The following is a 17,242-nucleotide window of genomic DNA, read 5'->3' as shown; positions in this document are numbered from 1 at the left end:
CGAGTGGAGCCGATTCGCTCGCCCCCATGGACACGCCTTCCAATCCCGCCGCCGGCCTCGAACTTCTGACCAAACGCGAGCGCGAAGCCCTGCGCCTGGTCAGCGAACACAGGCTTTCCAAGGAGATCGGCCCGCTGATGGGGGTCTCCAAGTCGCGCGCCGACGCCCTGGTGGAAAGCGCCTGCCGCAAGCTGGGCGTCAACGGCCGCCGGGCCGCGGCCCGGGTGCTGAGCGAGCATGAACGGGGAATCGATCCCCCCCTCGCCCCCCCAGTCACACCGCCCGCCGACTATGGGACTCGATCCCACCCCGACCCAATCGGACTGGCGGGCGCCCCGCCGGCCTCGCCACCGTCGTCCTTGCGTAAAACCGAGGCCTACGACGACCGTGACATCCGACACTACCGACCAGAAGACAGCCGCCCCAGTCAGCCTGCAGGAACACCGCCTGGGCATGCTGGTGTGGAAGGCCCGCCAGATCCGCCAGGCGGTGACCGCCTTCGAGCAGGCCTGGCCGCCCCTGCCCCCCGAGCCGCCGGTCCCGCCCTTCGGCTGGTCGCAGCTGCAGCGCCAGCTGACCGATCTGGCCCCGCCGGAACTGGCCCCTCTGGTGACCGACCTGGTCTCGGCGATCCGCAAGGAAGCGGCCGCCAAGCCGCCCGAGATGGTGCTGAGGGAGATCCTGACCATCACCGCCACGGTGCTGGACGAGAGCTTCCGCGAGAAATGCGCGGAGGATTCGACCATGCTCTGACCCCCGCCTTCCGCCTGCTGGCCGTCCTGGCCATCGCGCTCGGCTTCGCCATGCTGATCGGCGGGCTGCTCAGCGCCCGCCAGGTGGTCGAGCTCTTCCAGAACCTGCGCCACGGCTGAGGCCGCCTTTCCCCAGAAGGCGCCCGCCGGCGCCTTCGCTCAACGTCCGGATCGCGGCCCGCCGAAGCCGCCGGACCTTTCGAGGGGAACTCCACATGAACCGCCGCATCGTCGCCGAGCATCTCGCCACCCGCCTGTTCACCGCCGAGGAGGCCGTCGACAACACCCTGGCCGCCATGGGCGAGCTGATCGCCGCCATGCCCCGCGCCCGCCTCCAGGCCCGGGTCGCCGCCGGGGTGGGCCAGCAGGCCGTCGACCACGTGATGGTGGCCGCCTCGGGCCTGGCGGACGTCCGCCGCTCGCTGATCGCCGCCCACGGGGCCCTGTCCGACGCCAAGGACCAGATCGGCCTGCGCCGCGTCACCTTGGTGGGCGGCGGCGACAAGGAGGACGCCGACACCACCGGCCGGCTGGAGGTGGTGAAGTCGGCCTGAGGCCGGCGCGCCCTTTCGCGCCCCTTTGCCGATCCCGCGATTCACCGCGACAATGGCCCCCGGACACGTTCGGGGGCCGCCTTGTTCTCAATCCTGCCGACCCAGCTGGGCGCCGGCGCCATGTTCGTCATCTGCGGCGTCGCCCTGTGGATCGGCGGCCGCATGGAGCGCGGCCTGGCGATCGCCACCATCATCGCCTGGGTCGGCTCGGCCGCCCTGGAGATCGACGACCACCGCATCCCCCAGTGGGGCATCTTCGCCGTCGACCTCGTCTATCTCGGCGTGCTGGGCAGCCTGGCGCTCTTCGACCGCCGGATCTGGCTGCTGTTCATGACCGCCTTCCAGCTGCTGATCGTCCTGACCCACGTCGCCTTCGCCCTCGACCGCTCGCTGCGGCAGTGGGGCTTCTTCTCGGCCTATTACCTGTGGAGCTACGCCGAGTTGGTGGCGTTTGCGGTGGGGCTGGCGGCGCTGGCGTGGCGACAACGGCGCGCCCGCCGCTGACCGCGGGTGGCCGGCCCGGGCTGGGACGCGCGAGCCGGCCGGCGTCCGACAGTGTGGAGTGGAAACGAACGCGCGCCCGACCTCGCGGGAGTCGCCGCGCTCATCTGTGCGCAGGCGCACAAGCGGCGCGAGATCGTGGAAAAGCTGGTGCGGGCAGCCGGGGTCGAACCGGCAAGGCCTTGCGGCCGGCGGATTTTAAGTCCGCTGCGTCTACCAGTTTCGCCATGCCCGCGCGCCTGGTGACCCTGGCCTAGCCTAGCTGCGGGAGGTCGTCGAGCCCCTCAATCTGCTGTCCAGCCGCCATCGACGACCAGGGAACTGCCGGTCATCAGGGCCGAGGCGTCGGAGGCGAGGAAGACGATGGCGCCCATCAGGTCCTCGACCTGGCCCAGGCGGCCGAGCTTGATCTTGGAAAGCACGCTCTGGAGGAACGCCGGGTCCTCGAAGAACGGCTTGGTCAGCGGGGTCTCGATGAAGGTCGGGGCGATGGTGTTGACCCGGATCCCGTGCGGGGCGAGGTCCAGCGCCATGGCCTTGGACAGGCCCTCCAGCGCCCATTTCGATGCGCAGTAGAGCGTGCGGTTGGGACCGCCGACATGGCCCATCTGCGAGGTCATGTGGATGATCGAGCCCTTGGCGCCCTGCTCCACCATCCTTTGCGCTACGGCCTGGGCGACGAAGAAGGCGGCCTTGAGATTGAGGTCGAGCACGGCGTCGTAGTCGTCGATGCTGACCTCGCCGAACGGCTTGGGGCGGTTGGTGCCGGCGTTGTTGACCAGGATGTCGAAGGCCGGACGGCTGGCCAGGGCCGCGCGGACAGCCTCGACATCGCCGACGTCCAGCGCCAGCGCCTGCGCCGCCCCACCCTGCTCGCGGATGGCCTGCGCCGCCGCCTCGATCTCGCCGGCCGAGCGGGCGACCAGGGTGACGGTCGCGCCGGCGTCGGCCAGGGCCGCGGCGGCGGCGAGACCGATGCCTCGCCCCGCCCCTGTCACGAGGGCCCGGCGGCCGTCCAGCCGGAACGACGGCGTGTGCGGCAACTCCATAGCCCTGCCCCGTCCCTATTCCGCCGCCAGCACGGGCGAGGCCGCTCCCGCATAGGGCACCTCGCGATGGCCGTAGCGGCGCACGCGGATGTTGGCCTGCTCGCCATGGCCGGCGAAGCCTTCCAGGGCGCACAGCCGCGAGCAGTACTCGCCGACCAGGGCCGAGGCCTCGTCGGTCAGCACCTTCTGGTAGGTGCAGGTCTTGATGAACTTGCCCACCCAAAGGCCGCCGGTGTAGCGGGCCGCCAGCTTGGTCGGCAGGGTGTGGTTGGTGCCGATCACCTTGTCGCCGAACGAGACATTGGTGCGAGGGCCCAGGAAGAGGGCCCCGTAGTTGGTCATGTGCTTGAGGAAATAGTCCGGATCGGCCGTCATCACCTGCACGTGCTCGGAGGCGATCTTGTCGGCGATCTCGACCATCTCCGCGTCGCTGTCGGCCAGGATCACCTGGCCGAAGCTCTCCCAGGCCCGGCAGGCGATGGCGGCGGTGGGCAGGATCTCGAGCAGCTTCTCGACCCAGACGATGGTGTCTTCGGCGAGCTTTTGCGAGGTGGTCAGCAGGATGGCCGGGCTGTCGGGGCCGTGCTCGGCCTGGCCCAAAAGGTCGGTGGCGCAGAGCTCGCCGTCCACCGTGTCGTCGGCGATCACCAGGGTCTCGGTGGGGCCGGCGAAGAGGTCGATGCCGACCCGGCCGAACAGCTGGCGCTTGGCCTCGGCGACATAGGCGTTGCCGGGCCCGACCAGCATGTCCACCGGCGCGATCGTCTGGGTGCCCAGGGCCATGGCGGCCACGGCCTGCACCCCGCCCAGGGTGTAGATCTCGTCGGCGCCCGCCATGGCCTGGGCCGCGACGATGGCCGGGGCGGGCTTGCCGCCGAACGGCGGGGCGCAGGTCACCACCCGGGGCACGCCCGCCACCTTGGCCGTCAGCACCGACATGTGGGCCGAGGCCAGCAGCGGATACTTGCCGCCCGGCACGTAGCAGCCGGCGGCGTTCACCGGCAGGTTCTTGTGGCCCAGGATCACGCCCGGCAGGGTCTCGACCTCGACGTCTTTCAGGCTATCGCGCTGGATCTGGGCGAAGTTGCGCACCTGGGTCTGGGCGAACTCGATGTCCTTCAGATCACGATCCGAAAGCTGGTCCATGCAGGCCTGGATCTCGGCCGCCGACAGGCGGTAGCTCTCGCGGTCCCAGCCGTCGAACTTCGTCGACAGCTCGCGCACCGCCGCATCGCCCCGCGCCGCAACGTCGGCGAGGATCCCCTCCACCGTCTCGCGCACCGCACGGTCCGCCGCCGCAACAACGCCCGCGTCCGCACCGCTCTTCAACCACTTCGCCATGGCCGTCTCTCCTGGAAGTCTCCCGGGAGAGGTGTCGCGCGGATCGGCGGCTCGCGCGCGGCGTGTGGCCGGAACGGTCGCGTAGTGGAGACGGGCCGGCCTATCTTTCATTCCCGTCATTCCCGCCCTTGTGGCGGGAAACCCTCTGTCCGCCGCGGGGGCCGATGAGGCGGACCGCCAGCGGTCCGCTGGCGCTTCACGTGTCAGCTGAACCAGGGGTTCCCGCCATAAGGGCGGGAATGACGGGAGAAAGGAGAGGTCTCAAGCCGCCAGGCGGTGAGCCCGGCGCCAGGCCTGGGGCGCGGCGCCCATGGCGCGGCGGAACAGCCGGCACAGGTGCGACTGGTCGGCGAAGCCGCACAGATAGGCGATCTGGCTCAGCGGCTCGCGGGTGGTCAGCATCATGTGCTGGGCGGCCTCCAGCCGCCGGCGGGTGACATAGGCGTGCGGCGTCTGGCCGAAGGTGACCTTGAAGGCGCGGCCGAAATAGCTGGGGCTGAGCGCCACCAGCGCGCCCAGGGCCGCCGTGCTGAGATCGCCCTCCAGGCCCTCGTCGATGTGCTTGCGCAGCTTGCGGGCCTGCCAGGGGGCCAGGCCGCCCTGCACGGCCTGCGCGGTCAGGGGGGCAACGCTCGGCGCGGCGACGCCAACGACGCCCACGCCGACGACGAGGGCCGAGGCCTTGGCGATCAGGGCCCGGGCCGTGGCGGCCTCGGGTTCGGCCGAACGCTCCAGCGACCGTTCCAGGGCGCCGAGCACCTCACGCAGGTCGGCGAAGCTGCGGGGCTCGCCCGCCAGTTCCCGCGCGGCCAGCAGGCCTTCGACGGGGGCGTCGGAAACGGTGATGGGGGCGAGGAAGGCCATGGTTTCGATCCCTGAACTGCGGGCGGCCTCCAAGGCCCCCTTCGTTTTCGAGGATCATTGTTCTGTGACCGCGACGCATGTCGCCATCGCACCCGCGCTTATCGTCGCAGTCCCTGGGTTTGGCGGGGTCATACCCAGGTATGGGATCGCTACCTTGCGAGGTGGGTCCGCGCGGCTTTCGACGCGCGGACCCCGCCCGTCAGCCCTCGGCCAGCGAGGCGCTGTCGATCACGAAGCGGTACTTCACGTCGCTCTTCTGCATGCGCTCGTAGGCGGTCTCGATCTCCTGGATCTTGATCATCTCGATGTCGGAGACGATGCCGTGCTCGGCGCAGAAATCGAGCATCTCCTGGGTCTCGGCGATGCCGCCGATCAGCGAGCCGGCGATCGACCGGCGCTTGAAGATCAGGGCGGCGACGTCCGGGCTCGGGTGAGCGTGTTCGGGCACGCCGACCAGGCACAGGGTCCCGTCGCGCTTCAGGAGAGCGGTGAAGGCGTCGAGGCTGTGGCTGACCGAGACGGTGTTGAGGATGAAGTCGAACGAGTTGGCGTGGGCCGCCATCTCATCGGCGTTGCGCGACACCACGACCTCGTCGGCGCCCAGGTCCAGGGCGTCCTGGCGCTTGGCTTCCGAGGTGGTGAAGGCCACCACGTGCGCGCCCAGGGCGTGGGCCAGCTTGACGCCCATGTGGCCAAGGCCGCCGATGCCGACGACGCCGACCTTCTTGCCCGGACCGACGTTCCAATGGCGCAGCGGCGACCAGGTGGTGATGCCGGCGCACAGCAGCGGGGCCACGGCGGCCAGCTGCTCTTCGGGGTGGCTGATCTTCAGCACGAAGCCGTCATTGACGACGATCTGCTGCGAGTAGCCGCCCAGGGTGTGGCCGGGGGCGTCTTCGGTGGGGCCGTTATAGGTGCCCACGAAGCCGTTCTCGCAGAACTGCTCGAGGCCGTCGTCGCACGAGTGGCAGTGCTTGCAGCTGTCGACCATGCAGCCGACGCCGACCACGTCGCCTTCCTTGAAGCGGCTGACCGAACCGCCGACGGCCGAGACGCGGCCGACGATCTCGTGGCCGGGCACGCAGGGGAACAGGGTGCCGGCCCATTCCGAACGCACGGTGTGCAGGTCCGAGTGGCAGACGCCGCAATAGGCGATGTCGATCTGGACGTCGTGCGCGCCGATGGCGCGGCGGGTGATGTCCATCGCTTCCAACGGCTTGTCGGCGGCGAAGGCGCCATAGGCTTTGATGGCCATGTGCAGGATATTCCGATTGGCTTTTTGGGGGAGGAAGACCCGCGAAGGATCTTGCGAAACCAATCTAGCGCGCGCGCGATCGTAAAATTAGCCGCTCAGCTTTTCACGGCTCGATGAGCAAAATTCATCAATCAACCTCTTGCGACGCGGCCGCCACGGGCAGTCGAAGATCGAACCGCGCCCCCTCCCCCGGCTCCGACGTCACGACGATCGTCCCGCCATGGGCCTCGGCGATGGTCTTGCAGATCGACAGCCCCATGCCCATTCCCTCGGACTTGGTGGTGTAGAAGGCGTTGAACAGCTGCGGCAGGCGCTCGGGCGCCACGCCCGGCCCGGTGTCGGCCACCGACAGCACGACCGCCTCGCCTTCCCCTTGCCCCTCCACAGCCCCGCGCAAGGTCAGCACGCGCTCCGCCTCGTCCTCCAGGCCCTCCGCCATCGCCTGCACCGCGTTCACCATCAGGTTGACCAGCACCTGCTGAAGCTGGACCCGGTCGCCGTCCACCTCCGGCAGATCGACAGGAACCTGCGCTCGCAGGGCCACCCCATTGGCCGTCAGCTCGCGCCGCACCAGCAGCACGGCGTCCTCGACCAGCGCGCCGAGCGCCAGCCGCGCCGTCTCCGGCTCGCCCTTGACGGCCATGGTGCGGATGCGGCCGATCACGCCCGAGGCGCGGTTGGCCTCGCCGATCATCCGGTCGAAGGCCCGGCGCACCTCCTCCAGGTCCGGCGTCTCGCGCTTCAGCCAGCGCAGCCCCGCCTCGCCGTTGGTGACGATGGCCGACAGCGGCTGGTTGACCTCGTGGGCGATCGAGGCGGTCAGCTCGCCCAGGGTCGAGATCCGCGCCGCATGGGCCAGTTCGGCCTGCACCCTTTGCAGGTCCTCCTGGGCGCGCAGGCGGTCGGTGATGTCGATGACGCCGACCAGGGTCGCGCCCTGCGGCAGGTATTCGCGCGGATAGCAGCAGGTGAACAGGCCGTCGAACTCGCGGCCGTCATAGGTGCGAAACCGCGCCTCGCTTTCGTAGTGCGGCTTCTTCTCCAGGGCGGCGATGACGCTGGCGGCGAAGACGTGCTCGCTGCACGGCGGCCAGAAACGATCGACAGGACCCAGCAACTGCTCGCGCGTGGCCTCGAACAGCTGCAGCGACTTTTCGTTGACGTCGACGACCTGGCTGGCCTCCATCATCTCGCGCACGAAGCGCGGGTTCTCGGCGATGTGGGCCCGCAGGCTGGTCACGCCCCTGGCGCGCAGGGCGCCGAACATCCCGGCCAGGGCCGAGAAATCCAGTTCCCAGAACGACACGCTCATGGCGTGGAAGACGTTGCGGAAACGGTATTCGCTGCGCCTCAAGGCCTCCTCGGCCTTGCGGGCCTCGGTGACGTCGCGGCTGGTCTCCAGGATCTGGAGCGATCCGCCCGAAGCGTCGCGACGCAGCGACCAGCGCAGGTCGATCACCGCCTCGCGGCCGTCGGCCAGCCGCCGGGTGACCTCGCCCCGCCATTGCCCCTCGTCCAGCAGGCGGGCGTTGATCTCCTCCAGCGGCGCCGGAAAGACGGTGGCCAGCGGGTCGGACGCGCCGGCCCCGCCGACGGCCTCGCGGCCATGGCCGTACAGCGCCTCGCACCCCTGGTTCCAGAACAGGATCCGCCCCTCCAGGTCGCGCACCAGGATCGGCTCGTGGGCGGCGGCCAGCAGGCCGAGCAGGGATTCGGTCGAAACGTTCAAGACGTCGGGGTGGTCGCGCATCGAGATCACCGAAGGTTGCGCCCCTTTATTGACGGCGCGCAGTGGTTGGTCCAGCTATCGCCCTCATGTCGGTTCCGACGGTGCACATTGTCGACGACGACGGGGCCATACGCGAAGCCCTGGACAGCCTGTTCCGTTCGGTCGGGCTGGAGACGCGCCTGTTCGGCAACGCCCAGGACTTCTTTCGCTCCGGACATGCGCACGACGCGGGCTGCCTCGTCTTGGACGTACGGCTCCCCGGAGTCAGCGGCCTCGACTTCCAGGCCCAGCTCAACGCCGCCGACATCCGTATGCCGGTGGTGCTGATGACCGGCCACGGCGACATCCCGATGACCGTGCGCGGCATGAAGGCCGGCGCCGTCGACTTCCTGGCCAAGCCCTTCCGCGACCAGGACATGCTCGACGCGGTGACCGCCGCCATCGGCCGCGACCAGGCCCAGCGCGCCGAGCGCTCGGGGCTCGACGAGGCCCGCCGCCGCTACGACACCCTCACCGCCCGCGAGCGCCAGGTCATGGCCATGGTCGCCGCCGGCCTGATGAACAAGCAGATCGCCTTCGAGATCGGGCTCTCCGAGATCACGGTGAAGATCCACCGCGGCTCGGCCATGCGGAAGATGGAGGCGCGCTCGATGCTGGAGTTCGTGCGCATGGCCGAACTGCTCGGCGTCGCCCCTGCGACATGACGCCATACACCCGAGTATGATTCCGCCGCCGGCCGGTCTGGGGCAGATAGATCCCACCCGCCGCCCGCCGCCAGTCCGCGCGTTCCCGGCGGGACCGGAAGGCCGGAAGGGACGAGTAGGTGTCGCAAGCCCCGTTGATTGCCGTGGTCGACGACGACGAAGCCGTCCGGGCTTCCCTGGAAGCCCTGATCCGCTCGCTGGGCCACCGCGTCGCCACCTTCGCCTCGGCCGCCGCCTTCCTGGCGTCAGAGGACTCGTCCGGCGCCGACTGCCTGATCAGCGACGTCCAGATGCCCGGCCTCTCCGGCTTCGACCTGCAACTCGCCCTGGGCGAACGCGGCCTGGCCACCCCGGTGATCCTGATCACCGCCTTCGACGACGCCCGCGCCCGCGCCCGCGGCCTGGCCCTCGGCGCCGCCTGCTTCCTGAAGAAACCCTTCAGCGGCGACAGCCTGATCCGCTGCCTGGAATCGGCCCTGGCCGGCCGCTGACGCGAACGACGGAGCGGCCACGAGGCCGTCGGTTTTCTGGTTTGGGAGAATGGCGCGCCCGGAACGATTCGAACGTCCGACCCTCAGATTCGTAGTCTGATGCTCTATCCAGCTGAGCTACGGGCGCGCATTTCAGCGCAAGACGACTGGCGCACCCGACACGATTCGAACGTGTGACCTTTGCCTTCGGAGGGCAACGCTCTATCCAGCTGAGCTACGGGTGCATCCGCCTTGCGGAAGCGCGGTCTTAGCCGAAAGCCGCGCCTGCGCAAAGGGTTTTGGTCAGCCTTTCGCCAGATAGACGAAGCGCAGCACGAACAGCGCGGCGAGGACCACCAGCAGCCAGTCGCCCTTGCGCAGCTTGCCGGTCACGGCCTTGAGGATCGCGTAGCTGGTGATGCCGAACGCCAGGCCGTTGGCGATCGAGAAGGTCAGCGGAATGGTGATCACCGTCAGGAAGGCCGGGATGGCCACCGTCGGGTCGTTCCAGTCGACCTCGGCCAGCGAGCCGATCATCAGGGCGCCCACCAGCACCAGGGCCGGGGCCGTGGCGGCGGCGGGGATGGCCTGCACCAGCGGGGCGAAGAACAGGGTGATCAGGAAGAGAATCCCGACCACCACGGCCGTCAGGCCCGTGCGGCCGCCGGCGGTGACGCCCGAGGCGCTCTCGATGTAGCTGCACACCGTGCTGGTGCCGGCCGCGGCGCCGATCATGGTGGCGGCCGAGTCGGCGGTGAGGATGCGGTTGAGGCGCGGGATCGTGCCGTCGGGCTCCACCAGACCGGCCTTCTTGGTGACGGCGACCAGGGTGCCGACGTTGTCGAAGAGGTCGACGAACAGGAAGACGAAGATGATCTCGAGCAAGGCGACGCCCATGCCGCCGCGCAGGTGCAGGGCCGCGCCGACGTCCATCTTCAGGAAGGTCGCAGAGAGGTCGGTCAGGCTGTAGGCGCCCGGCGTGAACTTGGAGAGACCCAGCAGCCAGCCGGCGATCGCGGCCAGCAGGATGCCGATCAGGATCGCGCCCTTCACCCGCCAGGCCTGCAGGGCGGCGATGACCACGAGGCCGATCAAGGCCAGGGCCGCCGTCGGGGTGGTCAGATCGCCCAGGGCCACGGCGGTGGCCGGGTTGGCGACGATGACGCCGGCGTCCTTCAGACCGATGAAGGCGATGAAGAGACCGACGCCCGCCGCGACGGCCGAGAACAGCGGCCGGGGGATGGCCGCCACGATCATCTGCCGGATGCCCGCCACGGTCAGGATCAGGAAGGCCACGCCCGAGATGAAAACGCAGCCCAGCGCGGTCTCCCACGGCACGCCCATGCCCTTGACCACGGTGTAGGTGAAGTAGGCGTTGAGGCCCATGCCGGGGGCCAGGGCCAGCGGGTAGTTGGCGATCAGCCCCATCAGGATCGAGCCGAGGCCGGCGGCCAGGCAGGTGGCGGCGGCGACGGCGGCCACCGGCATGCCGGCCTCGCCCAGGATCGCCGGATTGACGATGACGATATAGGCCATGGTCATGAAGGTGGTCAGGCCCGCCAGCACCTCGGTGCGGACGTTGGTTCCCTGGGCCTTCAGGTGGAAGAGACGTTCGAGCATGGCTATCGGCTCCCGGCCGTATTGGGCAGGGCGCGCGCGTAGCGGTCCCAGTTCTTGACGAGGTCGCGGGCCACGACGCCCCCGACCAGGAATTCGGCTTCGAAGCCGGCCTTGGCCCCGTCGTCGTGCAGCACGCGCGGGAAGGTCGGTTCGCCCAGGGGCGGGCGCGTGTAGTTGCTGGCCGTGCGCAGCACCAGCACCCGGCGCCGGTCGATGCGGCCGCTGTCGGCATGGGCGTCGAGCACGTCGAGGATCCCCTGGTCTTCGCAGTCGCTCATGGTGAAGGTCCCCGCGCCGTCGGTCCAGAGCTTGACCCAGTCGCGGGCCCACTGGGTGCGCTGCGTCCCGTGCCAGAAGCGCACCGTGCCCAGGGCGTCGCCCTGCAGCACGAACGGCGGACGGGCGGCGTTGGGCTCCTTCACATAGCCGGCGCGCAGCTTCACCAGGTCCGGATTGTCGGGCAGCTTGACGTCCTTGGTCAGGGCGTAGGCCCAGTCGACCAGGCCGCGATCGAGCGTCCAGACCATGGCGCTGGAGCCCTCGGCCTTGCCCTTCACGTTCGGGCGGTCGGCGTCGTTGGAATAGAGGCCATAGGGCCAGTCGGCCGGGATCTCGCGGTCGTCGACCTCGTAGATCGGGTCGGCGTCGACCACGTAGAGGGCCCAGGCGGCGCTGCCGACCGAGGCCGAGGCCGGATCGACGCCGGCGATGCCGCTGACGATCCAGTAGGCGTGGGAGAGATCGAACTGGTCCGACAGGATCAGGGCCGCGACGCTTTCACGCGTGCGGCCGCGCATGTCGCTGACGATGGCCAGCACGCCGTCGTCGGAATAGCGGGCGACGTGGCGGATTCCAGGCACCTTGATCTCGCTTTTCAGCGGCCAGCCTTCGACCCAGGGCTGGAACTCGCCGGCGACGTCGCCCGTATCGGCCCCGATCTCGAAGGTGGTGACGACCACGACCTTGATCGGGATCGGCTTGGTCGCCGCCTGGACGAGCCCCGGGGCGCTCGCCCCGAGGACGGCCGCCAAAACGACCAATGTTCTTAGAATCCAAGCCCTCATGCCTGCCCCGTTCGCTGAAAACGGCGCGAAAGTCGTCGGAACCGGCGGGCGATGCAACAGGCTGGATGTCGGCTCTTCCGGCGCCGGCGCGCGCGAGGCTAGGGTGCCGCCGAATCGACCACCGGAAGCCTTCCCCCATGCGTCTCGCCCTGACCGTCCTCGCCTGCGCCGCCTTCGCCGCGCCGATTGCTGCGAGCGCCGCCGAGCGCCTGGACGCCTCCCCGCGCACGGCCGTGGTCAGCGCCTTCCCGCCGGAGATGGCGGCGCTGGAGGCGGCGACCGCCGACAGGAAGGAATTCACGGCGGCCGGTACGCGCTACGTGACCGGCAAGCTGGAGGGCAAGCCGGTGGTGCTGTTCCTGTCGGGGATCAGCATGGTCAACGCCGCCATGACCACCCAGGCCGCGCTCGACCGCTTCCATGTCGTCCGCATCGTGTTCTCCGGCGTGGCCGGCGGCGCGGACCCCGAGCTGGAAGTCGGCGACGTGGTGGCGCCGGAGACCTGGGCCCAGACGTCGGAAATGGCCTATGCCCGCGAAGTTCCGGGCGGTTTCGCGCCCACGCCCGGCCTGGTCAGCGACCTGCCCAATTTCGGCATGATGTATCCGCGCGCCGTGACGGTGACCCAGGACCCGGCCAAGACGGAAGACAGGCTGTCCTTCACCGCCGATCCTGAGCTGATCGCGCTTGCCCGCAAGTCGGTGGAGGGCCTGGCCTTGAAGCGCTGCGCGGCCGACCAGTGCCTGACCAAACCGCCCAAGGTGGTGGTGGGCGGGGCCGGCGGCTCGGGCCCGGTGTTCGTCGACAACGCCGCCTTCCGCGACTACGCCCACAAGACCTTCGGCGCCCGGGTGCTCGACATGGAAAGCGCGGCCGTCGCCCAGGTGGCTTACGTGAACAAGACTCCGTTCATCGCCTTCCGCAGCCTGTCGGACCTGGCCGGCGGCGATCCGGCGACGAACCAGTTCCCGGTGTTCCTGCGCCTGGCGGCGGACAACTCCGCGACGGTGGTGCGGGCGTTCGTGAAGGCGCTGCCCTGAATCCTTCTCCCCTTGCGGGAGAAGGTGTCGACGAAGTCGACGGATGAGGGGTCTCTCAGATGCAAAACGCCGCGATAGCTGATCGGCTGTCGCGGCGTTTCTGTACGCGCACCCCCTCACCCGACCTCCCTTCGGGAGGCCACCCTCTCCCGCAAGGGGAGAGGGGGTCAGGTCTTCAACGGATCCTTGGCGTTCGGATCGCCGTAGGTCAGCGACACGAACACGTCCTCCAGGTCCGGATCCTCGGTGGCGATGTCCTTGATCGACACGCCGGCCCCGCGCACGGCGGCCAGCACGTGCTCGACGCTCGACTGGCCGGTGCGGTAGCTGACCGAGAAGGCGCCGCCCGCGCGGCCCTTGGTGTCGAAGCCTTCCAGCGCCGGCGGAACCGACAGCGGGCTCTCCGGCGTCACCACCACGTTGCGGATGTCCATCCGGCCCAGCAGGGTCGGGGTCGGCTCGCAAACCACCACCTCGCCGCGATTGACGATGGCGATCTGGTCGCAAAGCTCCTGGGCCTCTTCCAGATAGTGGGTGGTCAGCACGATGGTCACGCCCAGTTCGTGCAGGCCCTTCACATATTCCCACAGCTGGCGGCGCAGCTCGACATCGACGCCGGCGGTCGGCTCGTCGAGGATCAGCACCGGCGGCTGGTGGACCATGGCTTTCGCCACCATCAGGCGCCGCTTCATGCCGCCCGACAGCTGGCGGACGTAAGCGTTGGCCTTGTCGCCCAGGCCCAGCGCGTTGAGCAGCTCGTCGGTGCGGCGCTCGTTCTTGGGCACGCCGTAATAGCCAGCCTGCACCTCCAGCGACTCGCGCGGGGTGAAGAAGACGTCGGCGGCCAGCTCCTGCGGCACCACGCCGATGGCGGCGCGGGCGTCGCGCGGGCGCTCGTCGATGTCGCGGCCCCAGATCTTCACCGTGCCCGACGACTTGCGGGTCAGGCCGGCCAGGATGTTGATGAAGGTCGACTTGCCCGCCCCGTTCGGACCCAGCAGGCCGAAGATCGAGCCGCGCGGCACCTTCAGGTCGATGCCGTTCAGCGCCCGCTTCTCCGGCGCGGTCTTGGTGGCGGGATAGGTCTTGAACAGGCCCTCGGCTTCGATCGCGTAGGCAGGCAGGTCCATGAAGCGTCCAATCAAGGCCCGTCGCGGGGCCGAAGGCTTTGAAAACGAAGGCGCGGCGCCTTGCCCGAATTGACGCGGCGCCGACGCGTCGCATAGGTATGCCTCGTTCGCCGCCTAGCCAAGGCCGCGCTCAGAATTCGAAGGTTTAGTTCCCATGGCCAAGGCCAAGTCCGAAGCTCCAACCGCCCCCACGGGCATGGACGTCGCCGTCACCGCCGGCCCGGCCCCGGAGATCGTCCACGTCCATTCGCACCGCATCGCCTGCGAGGGCGTCGGCGGGGCGCTGGGCCACCCGCGCGTGTGGCTGGAGATGGGCGCGGCCGGCTCGGTCGACTGCCCCTATTGCGACCGCCGCTTCATCGCCGCCTCGCACGCCGGCCACGACGAGGACGAGCAGCTGGCTCCGGGCGTCTACGAAGGCGCCGGCGGCCACTAAGTTGGACGACTCCAGCCTCTCCGGCCCGCGCGCCGAGACCCTCGCCCAGGCGTGGGAGGCGGCCGAGTGGCCGCACGACCCGCCGGTCCTGCGCGCCATCGCCATGCCGTCGGACACCAACCCCGAAGGCGACATCTTCGGCGGTTGGCTGCTGTCGCAGATGGACCTGGCGGCGGCCTCGATCGCCTTTCACCGGGCGGCCGGCCGCTGCGCCACCATCGCCGTCGACGGCATGGTGTTCATCAGCCCTGTGTTCGTCGGCGACGAGGTCAGCCTGTTCGCCCGCATCGTCCACACGGGGCGCACCTCACTGAAGGTCGAGGTCGAGGCCTGGCGCCGCCGCCGCGACGGCGAAAAGGCCCACAAGGTGACGCAGGGCGTGTTCACGTTCGTCGCCATCGGCGAGGATCGGAAGCCGCGTCCGCTGCCGTAATCCAAGACGCTCCCCCTGAAGGGGGAGCTGTCGGCGAAGCCGACTGAGGGGGAAGTGATCGCGGCGCATCAGCAGCCGCTTCCCCCTCCGGCCCTCCGGGCCACCTCCCCCTTCAGGGGGAGGATCTGCTGAAGCTACTCCAGCCCCTTGGCCACACCTTCGCGGCGCGGATCCGCGCCGCCTTCCAGAACGCCGCCCTTGCGGACGATCACCCCGTGCAGGCCCGAATTCTCGTTCTGGCCCTCCTTGACCATCACGCCGCGCGCCTGCAGCGCCGCGGTCAACTCCGGCCCGAAGCGGTCGACCTCGCCCGAAAACACGTCGCCGCGCGCCACCAGGTTCGGCAGGGCCACGGCGTCCTGCATCGACAGGCCCCAGTCGAACACCCCGACCATGGCCTTGAGGTTATAGGACAGGATCGCCGAGCCGCCCGGCGAGCCGACGGCGGCCAGGAACTTGCCCTTCTTGTCGAGCACGATCAGCGGCGACATCGACGAGCGCGGGCGCTTGCCGCCGGCCACGGCGTTGGCGCCGGGCAGGCCGTCCTTGTCGACGGGTACGAAGTTGAAGTCGGTCAGCTGGTTGTTGAGGAAGAAGCCGCCGACCATCCGGCCCGAACCGAAGATGCTCTCGACCGTGGTCGTCATCGACACCACGTTACCCGCCGGATCGACGATGACGAAGTGGGTGGTGCCGCCCGGCTCGATGGTCGAGTCGGGACCAACCTTCGGCGCGCCCTTGGGCAGGCCGAAGCTGGGAACCGGGCCGGCCGTCTGGCCGATCAGCTTGGCGCGTTCCTTCACATAGGCCGGGTCCAGCAGGCCCTCGACCGGTACGGTCACCTTGCCCGGGTCGCCGACATAGCGGTCGCGGTCGGCGTACATGACGCGTTCGGCCTCGGCGATCTGGGTCCAGGCGATCGGGTCCTTGGGACCGCGCTTGGCGATGTCGGTGTGCTCGAGCATCAGCAGGGCCTGCAGCAGCGACACCCCGCTCGACGACGGGTTGGGCACGCAGACGGTGTAGACCTTCCACGGCCGGCAGAGGGCGTCGGCGCTTCGCGGCCTGTAGGCCGCCATGTCGGCCAGGGTCATGGCCGAGGGCCGCTCGCCCTCGTGCAGCTTGGCGACGATCGCCTCGGCCAGCGGGCCTTCATAGAGCGCCGACGGGCCTTCGGCCGCCAAGCGGCGCACGGTGGCGGCGTAGGCCGGGTTCTTCAGCGTCTCGCCGGCTTGGTAGCGCTGGCCGTCGGGCTTGGTGAAATAGGCTGTCGCGTCGGGCGTCTTGCCCTGCGGCGCGCGGCCGTTGATCATCGAGGCCAGGCGTGGGCTGACCGTGAAGCCCTGGTCGGCCAGCTTCTCGGCGTCGAGGAACAGGCGGTCCCAGCCGATGGCGCCGTGCTCCTTCTGGGCCTGGGCCAGCATGCCGACCGCGCCGGGCACGCCGGTCGAGCGGCCCGACAGCACCGCGGCGATGAACGGCACGGGCTTGCCGTCGTCGCCCAGGAACAGGGCCGGCGTCGCGGCCGCCGGCGCGGTCTCGCGACCGTCATAGGCGGTCACCTTGCCGGTCTTGGCGTCGTAGACCATCAGGAACGAGCCGCCGCCCAGGCCCGAGCTCTGCGGCTCCACCAGGCCCAGCACCGCCTGCACGGCCACCGCCGCATCGACGGCCGAGCCGCCCTCGCGCAGCACCCGCAGGCCCGCCTCGGTGGCCAGCGGATTGGCCGTGGCGACCATGCCGCGCGGGCTGTAGGCGGCCGCCGCGCCAGCCGTCGCCGCAACGGCCGGCCTGTCCTTGGCCACCGCCGCCGGCGTCGCGCAGCCGGCGATCCCTCCGCAAGCGGTCAGGACGGCGAGGGCGGCGAGAACGGGCAGGCGCATGGGCGGATCCTCGGAACGGAGCGCGGAACAGGTCCTGGCGAGCGGCTTCAAAGCCGACTCCCGGGACGGAGATTCGACGAACCATGCCCCCGCCGCCGCCAGCGCGCTCGCAAAAAACACGGCCCCACGCCCCTGCGACATCTTTTCCGGCCGTTGAAACCGTTACAGCACAAGGAGTCGCCCACTTATCCACCGGACTCGGCGACTTTTTTCGACAAGACGCTTGCACACCCCCGGGGTCCGGGCTATTTCCCCCGCCTCGCCGCAAGGCAGTGCGCGCCCGTAGCTCAGCTGGATAGAGCATCAGACTACGAATCTGAGGGTCGGACGTTCGAATCGTTCCGGGCGCGCCATTTTCTTCTCCTAGAAGATCTCCTGAAAAATCAGAGTTGTCGGCACGGCGGGTTTTGGCCTAGC

The 17,242-nt window shown here is 69.6% G+C and carries 18 protein-coding genes, 4 tRNA genes and 2 pseudogenes; 12 read left to right on the top strand and 12 right to left on the bottom strand.

All coding sequences use genetic code 11. The annotated features are described in order from the left end of the window. Window positions 1-26: 26 nt before the first annotated feature. The 5 genes and pseudogenes from AC07NS_RS09055 to AC07NS_RS09035 all read left to right on the top strand — a co-directional run. Window positions 27-215: pseudogene (locus AC07NS_RS09055) on the top strand (LuxR C-terminal-related transcriptional regulator); the annotation flags it as partial. A gap of 172 nt (window positions 216-387) precedes the next feature. Continuing rightward, window positions 388-753, top strand: coding sequence for a hypothetical protein (locus AC07NS_RS09050; RefSeq protein ID WP_494602786.1), 366 nt, complete (start codon window positions 388-390; stop codon window positions 751-753). Further along, window positions 726-872 (top strand): hypothetical protein, encoded by a 147-nt coding sequence (locus AC07NS_RS09045; protein WP_199228593.1) that lies wholly within the window; start codon window positions 726-728, stop codon window positions 870-872. Before AC07NS_RS09050 ends, AC07NS_RS09045 begins: the two co-directional genes overlap by 28 nt. A gap of 95 nt (window positions 873-967) precedes the next feature. After that, entirely contained in the window at window positions 968-1,306 is a 339-nt protein-coding gene (locus AC07NS_RS09040) for a hypothetical protein (protein WP_494602785.1), read from the top strand. 81 nt (window positions 1,307-1,387) lie between these two features. After that, window positions 1,388-1,810 carry a hypothetical protein gene (locus AC07NS_RS09035; protein WP_494602784.1) on the top strand — a complete coding sequence of 141 codons (423 nt, stop codon included), beginning with the start codon at window positions 1,388-1,390 and terminating at the stop codon, window positions 1,808-1,810. 145 nt (window positions 1,811-1,955) lie between these two features. On the opposite strand, the gene AC07NS_RS09030 is transcribed toward AC07NS_RS09035, so the two are convergent. The 3 genes from AC07NS_RS09030 to hisD form a co-directional block, all read right to left on the bottom strand. Further along, window positions 1,956-2,042: transfer RNA gene (locus tag AC07NS_RS09030), tRNA-Leu, on the bottom strand. 49 nt (window positions 2,043-2,091) lie between these two features. Further along, the gene (locus AC07NS_RS09025) at window positions 2,092-2,856 is read right to left on the bottom strand and encodes an SDR family NAD(P)-dependent oxidoreductase (RefSeq protein ID WP_494602783.1); all 765 of its coding nucleotides are present in this window, start codon (window positions 2,854-2,856) and stop codon (window positions 2,092-2,094) included. A gap of 15 nt (window positions 2,857-2,871) precedes the next feature. Then, window positions 2,872-4,197, bottom strand: coding sequence for a histidinol dehydrogenase (hisD, locus tag AC07NS_RS09020; protein ID WP_494602782.1), 1,326 nt, complete (start codon window positions 4,195-4,197; stop codon window positions 2,872-2,874). 114 nt (window positions 4,198-4,311) lie between these two features. On the opposite strand from hisD, the pseudogene AC07NS_RS09015 reads away from it, so the two are divergent. Further along, a pseudogene (locus AC07NS_RS09015) lies at window positions 4,312-4,428 on the top strand (hypothetical protein); the annotation flags it as partial. Between the two features lie 30 nt (window positions 4,429-4,458). On the opposite strand, the gene AC07NS_RS09010 reads toward AC07NS_RS09015, so the two are convergent. The 3 genes from AC07NS_RS09010 to AC07NS_RS09000 all read right to left on the bottom strand — a co-directional run bounded on the left by AC07NS_RS09010 (window position 4,459) and on the right by AC07NS_RS09000 (window position 8,066). Continuing rightward, entirely contained in the window at window positions 4,459-5,061 is a 603-nt protein-coding gene (locus tag AC07NS_RS09010; RefSeq protein ID WP_494602781.1) for a helix-turn-helix domain-containing protein, read from the bottom strand. Window positions 5,062-5,260: 199 nt separating this feature from the next. Beyond that, complete coding sequence (locus AC07NS_RS09005) at window positions 5,261-6,316, bottom strand: NAD(P)-dependent alcohol dehydrogenase (RefSeq protein ID WP_494602780.1); 1,056 nt, start codon at window positions 6,314-6,316, stop codon at window positions 5,261-5,263. 127 nt (window positions 6,317-6,443) lie between these two features. Next, window positions 6,444-8,066, bottom strand: coding sequence for a sensor histidine kinase (locus AC07NS_RS09000; RefSeq protein ID WP_494602779.1), 1,623 nt, complete (start codon window positions 8,064-8,066; stop codon window positions 6,444-6,446). A 65-nt stretch (window positions 8,067-8,131) separates the two neighbouring features. On the opposite strand from AC07NS_RS09000, the gene AC07NS_RS08995 reads away from it, so the two are divergent. Next, a complete protein-coding gene (locus AC07NS_RS08995) occupies window positions 8,132-8,749 on the top strand; it encodes a response regulator transcription factor (protein ID WP_110121673.1) in 618 nt (205 codons plus the stop codon). Window positions 8,750-8,868: 119 nt separating this feature from the next. Then, entirely contained in the window at window positions 8,869-9,240 is a 372-nt protein-coding gene (locus tag AC07NS_RS08990; protein ID WP_494602778.1) for a response regulator transcription factor, read from the top strand. A gap of 50 nt (window positions 9,241-9,290) precedes the next feature. Here the strand turns inward: AC07NS_RS08990 and AC07NS_RS08985 are convergent. The 4 genes from AC07NS_RS08985 to AC07NS_RS08970 form a co-directional block, all read right to left on the bottom strand. Beyond that, window positions 9,291-9,367 (bottom strand) — tRNA-Arg (locus AC07NS_RS08985). A gap of 20 nt (window positions 9,368-9,387) precedes the next feature. Next, a tRNA-Arg gene (locus AC07NS_RS08980) sits at window positions 9,388-9,464 on the bottom strand. Between the two features lie 58 nt (window positions 9,465-9,522). Further along, a complete protein-coding gene (locus AC07NS_RS08975; protein ID WP_494602777.1) occupies window positions 9,523-10,839 on the bottom strand; it encodes an NCS2 family permease in 1,317 nt (438 codons plus the stop codon). Between the two features lie 2 nt (window positions 10,840-10,841). Continuing rightward, window positions 10,842-11,903 (bottom strand): purine nucleoside permease, encoded by a 1,062-nt coding sequence (locus tag AC07NS_RS08970; protein ID WP_494602776.1) that lies wholly within the window; start codon window positions 11,901-11,903, stop codon window positions 10,842-10,844. Between the two features lie 137 nt (window positions 11,904-12,040). On the opposite strand from AC07NS_RS08970, the gene AC07NS_RS08965 reads away from it, so the two are divergent. After that, on the top strand, window positions 12,041-12,943 hold the full coding sequence (locus tag AC07NS_RS08965; protein ID WP_494602775.1) for a 5'-methylthioadenosine/S-adenosylhomocysteine nucleosidase: 903 nt from the start codon (window positions 12,041-12,043) through the stop codon (window positions 12,941-12,943). A gap of 167 nt (window positions 12,944-13,110) precedes the next feature. Here AC07NS_RS08965 and AC07NS_RS08960 read toward each other — a convergent pair whose 3' ends face one another. Beyond that, the gene (locus tag AC07NS_RS08960; protein WP_494602774.1) at window positions 13,111-14,073 is read right to left on the bottom strand and encodes an ABC transporter ATP-binding protein; all 963 of its coding nucleotides are present in this window, start codon (window positions 14,071-14,073) and stop codon (window positions 13,111-13,113) included. Between the two features lie 154 nt (window positions 14,074-14,227). Here AC07NS_RS08960 and AC07NS_RS08955 point away from each other — a divergent pair, with 154 nt between their 5' ends. Continuing rightward, window positions 14,228-14,509, top strand: a complete 282-nt coding sequence (locus tag AC07NS_RS08955) for a zinc-finger domain-containing protein (RefSeq protein ID WP_494602773.1) — start codon at window positions 14,228-14,230, stop codon at window positions 14,507-14,509. Between the two features lies 1 nt (window position 14,510). Next, window positions 14,511-14,942, top strand: a complete 432-nt coding sequence (locus AC07NS_RS08950; RefSeq protein WP_110121666.1) for an acyl-CoA thioesterase — start codon at window positions 14,511-14,513, stop codon at window positions 14,940-14,942. A 134-nt stretch (window positions 14,943-15,076) separates the two neighbouring features. On the opposite strand, the gene ggt is transcribed toward AC07NS_RS08950, so the two are convergent. Further along, window positions 15,077-16,825, bottom strand: a complete 1,749-nt coding sequence (gene ggt, locus AC07NS_RS08945) for a gamma-glutamyltransferase (RefSeq protein WP_494602772.1) — start codon at window positions 16,823-16,825, stop codon at window positions 15,077-15,079. Between the two features lie 276 nt (window positions 16,826-17,101). On the opposite strand from ggt, the gene AC07NS_RS08940 reads away from it, so the two are divergent. Then, a tRNA-Arg gene (locus tag AC07NS_RS08940) sits at window positions 17,102-17,178 on the top strand. Window positions 17,179-17,242: the final 64 nt, after the last annotated feature.

The organism is Caulobacter sp. GW821-FHT10A10, from assembly GCF_059415745.1.
Note: the sequence above shows the minus strand (reverse complement) of the source record. Positions and strands in the feature narration are given on the sequence as shown.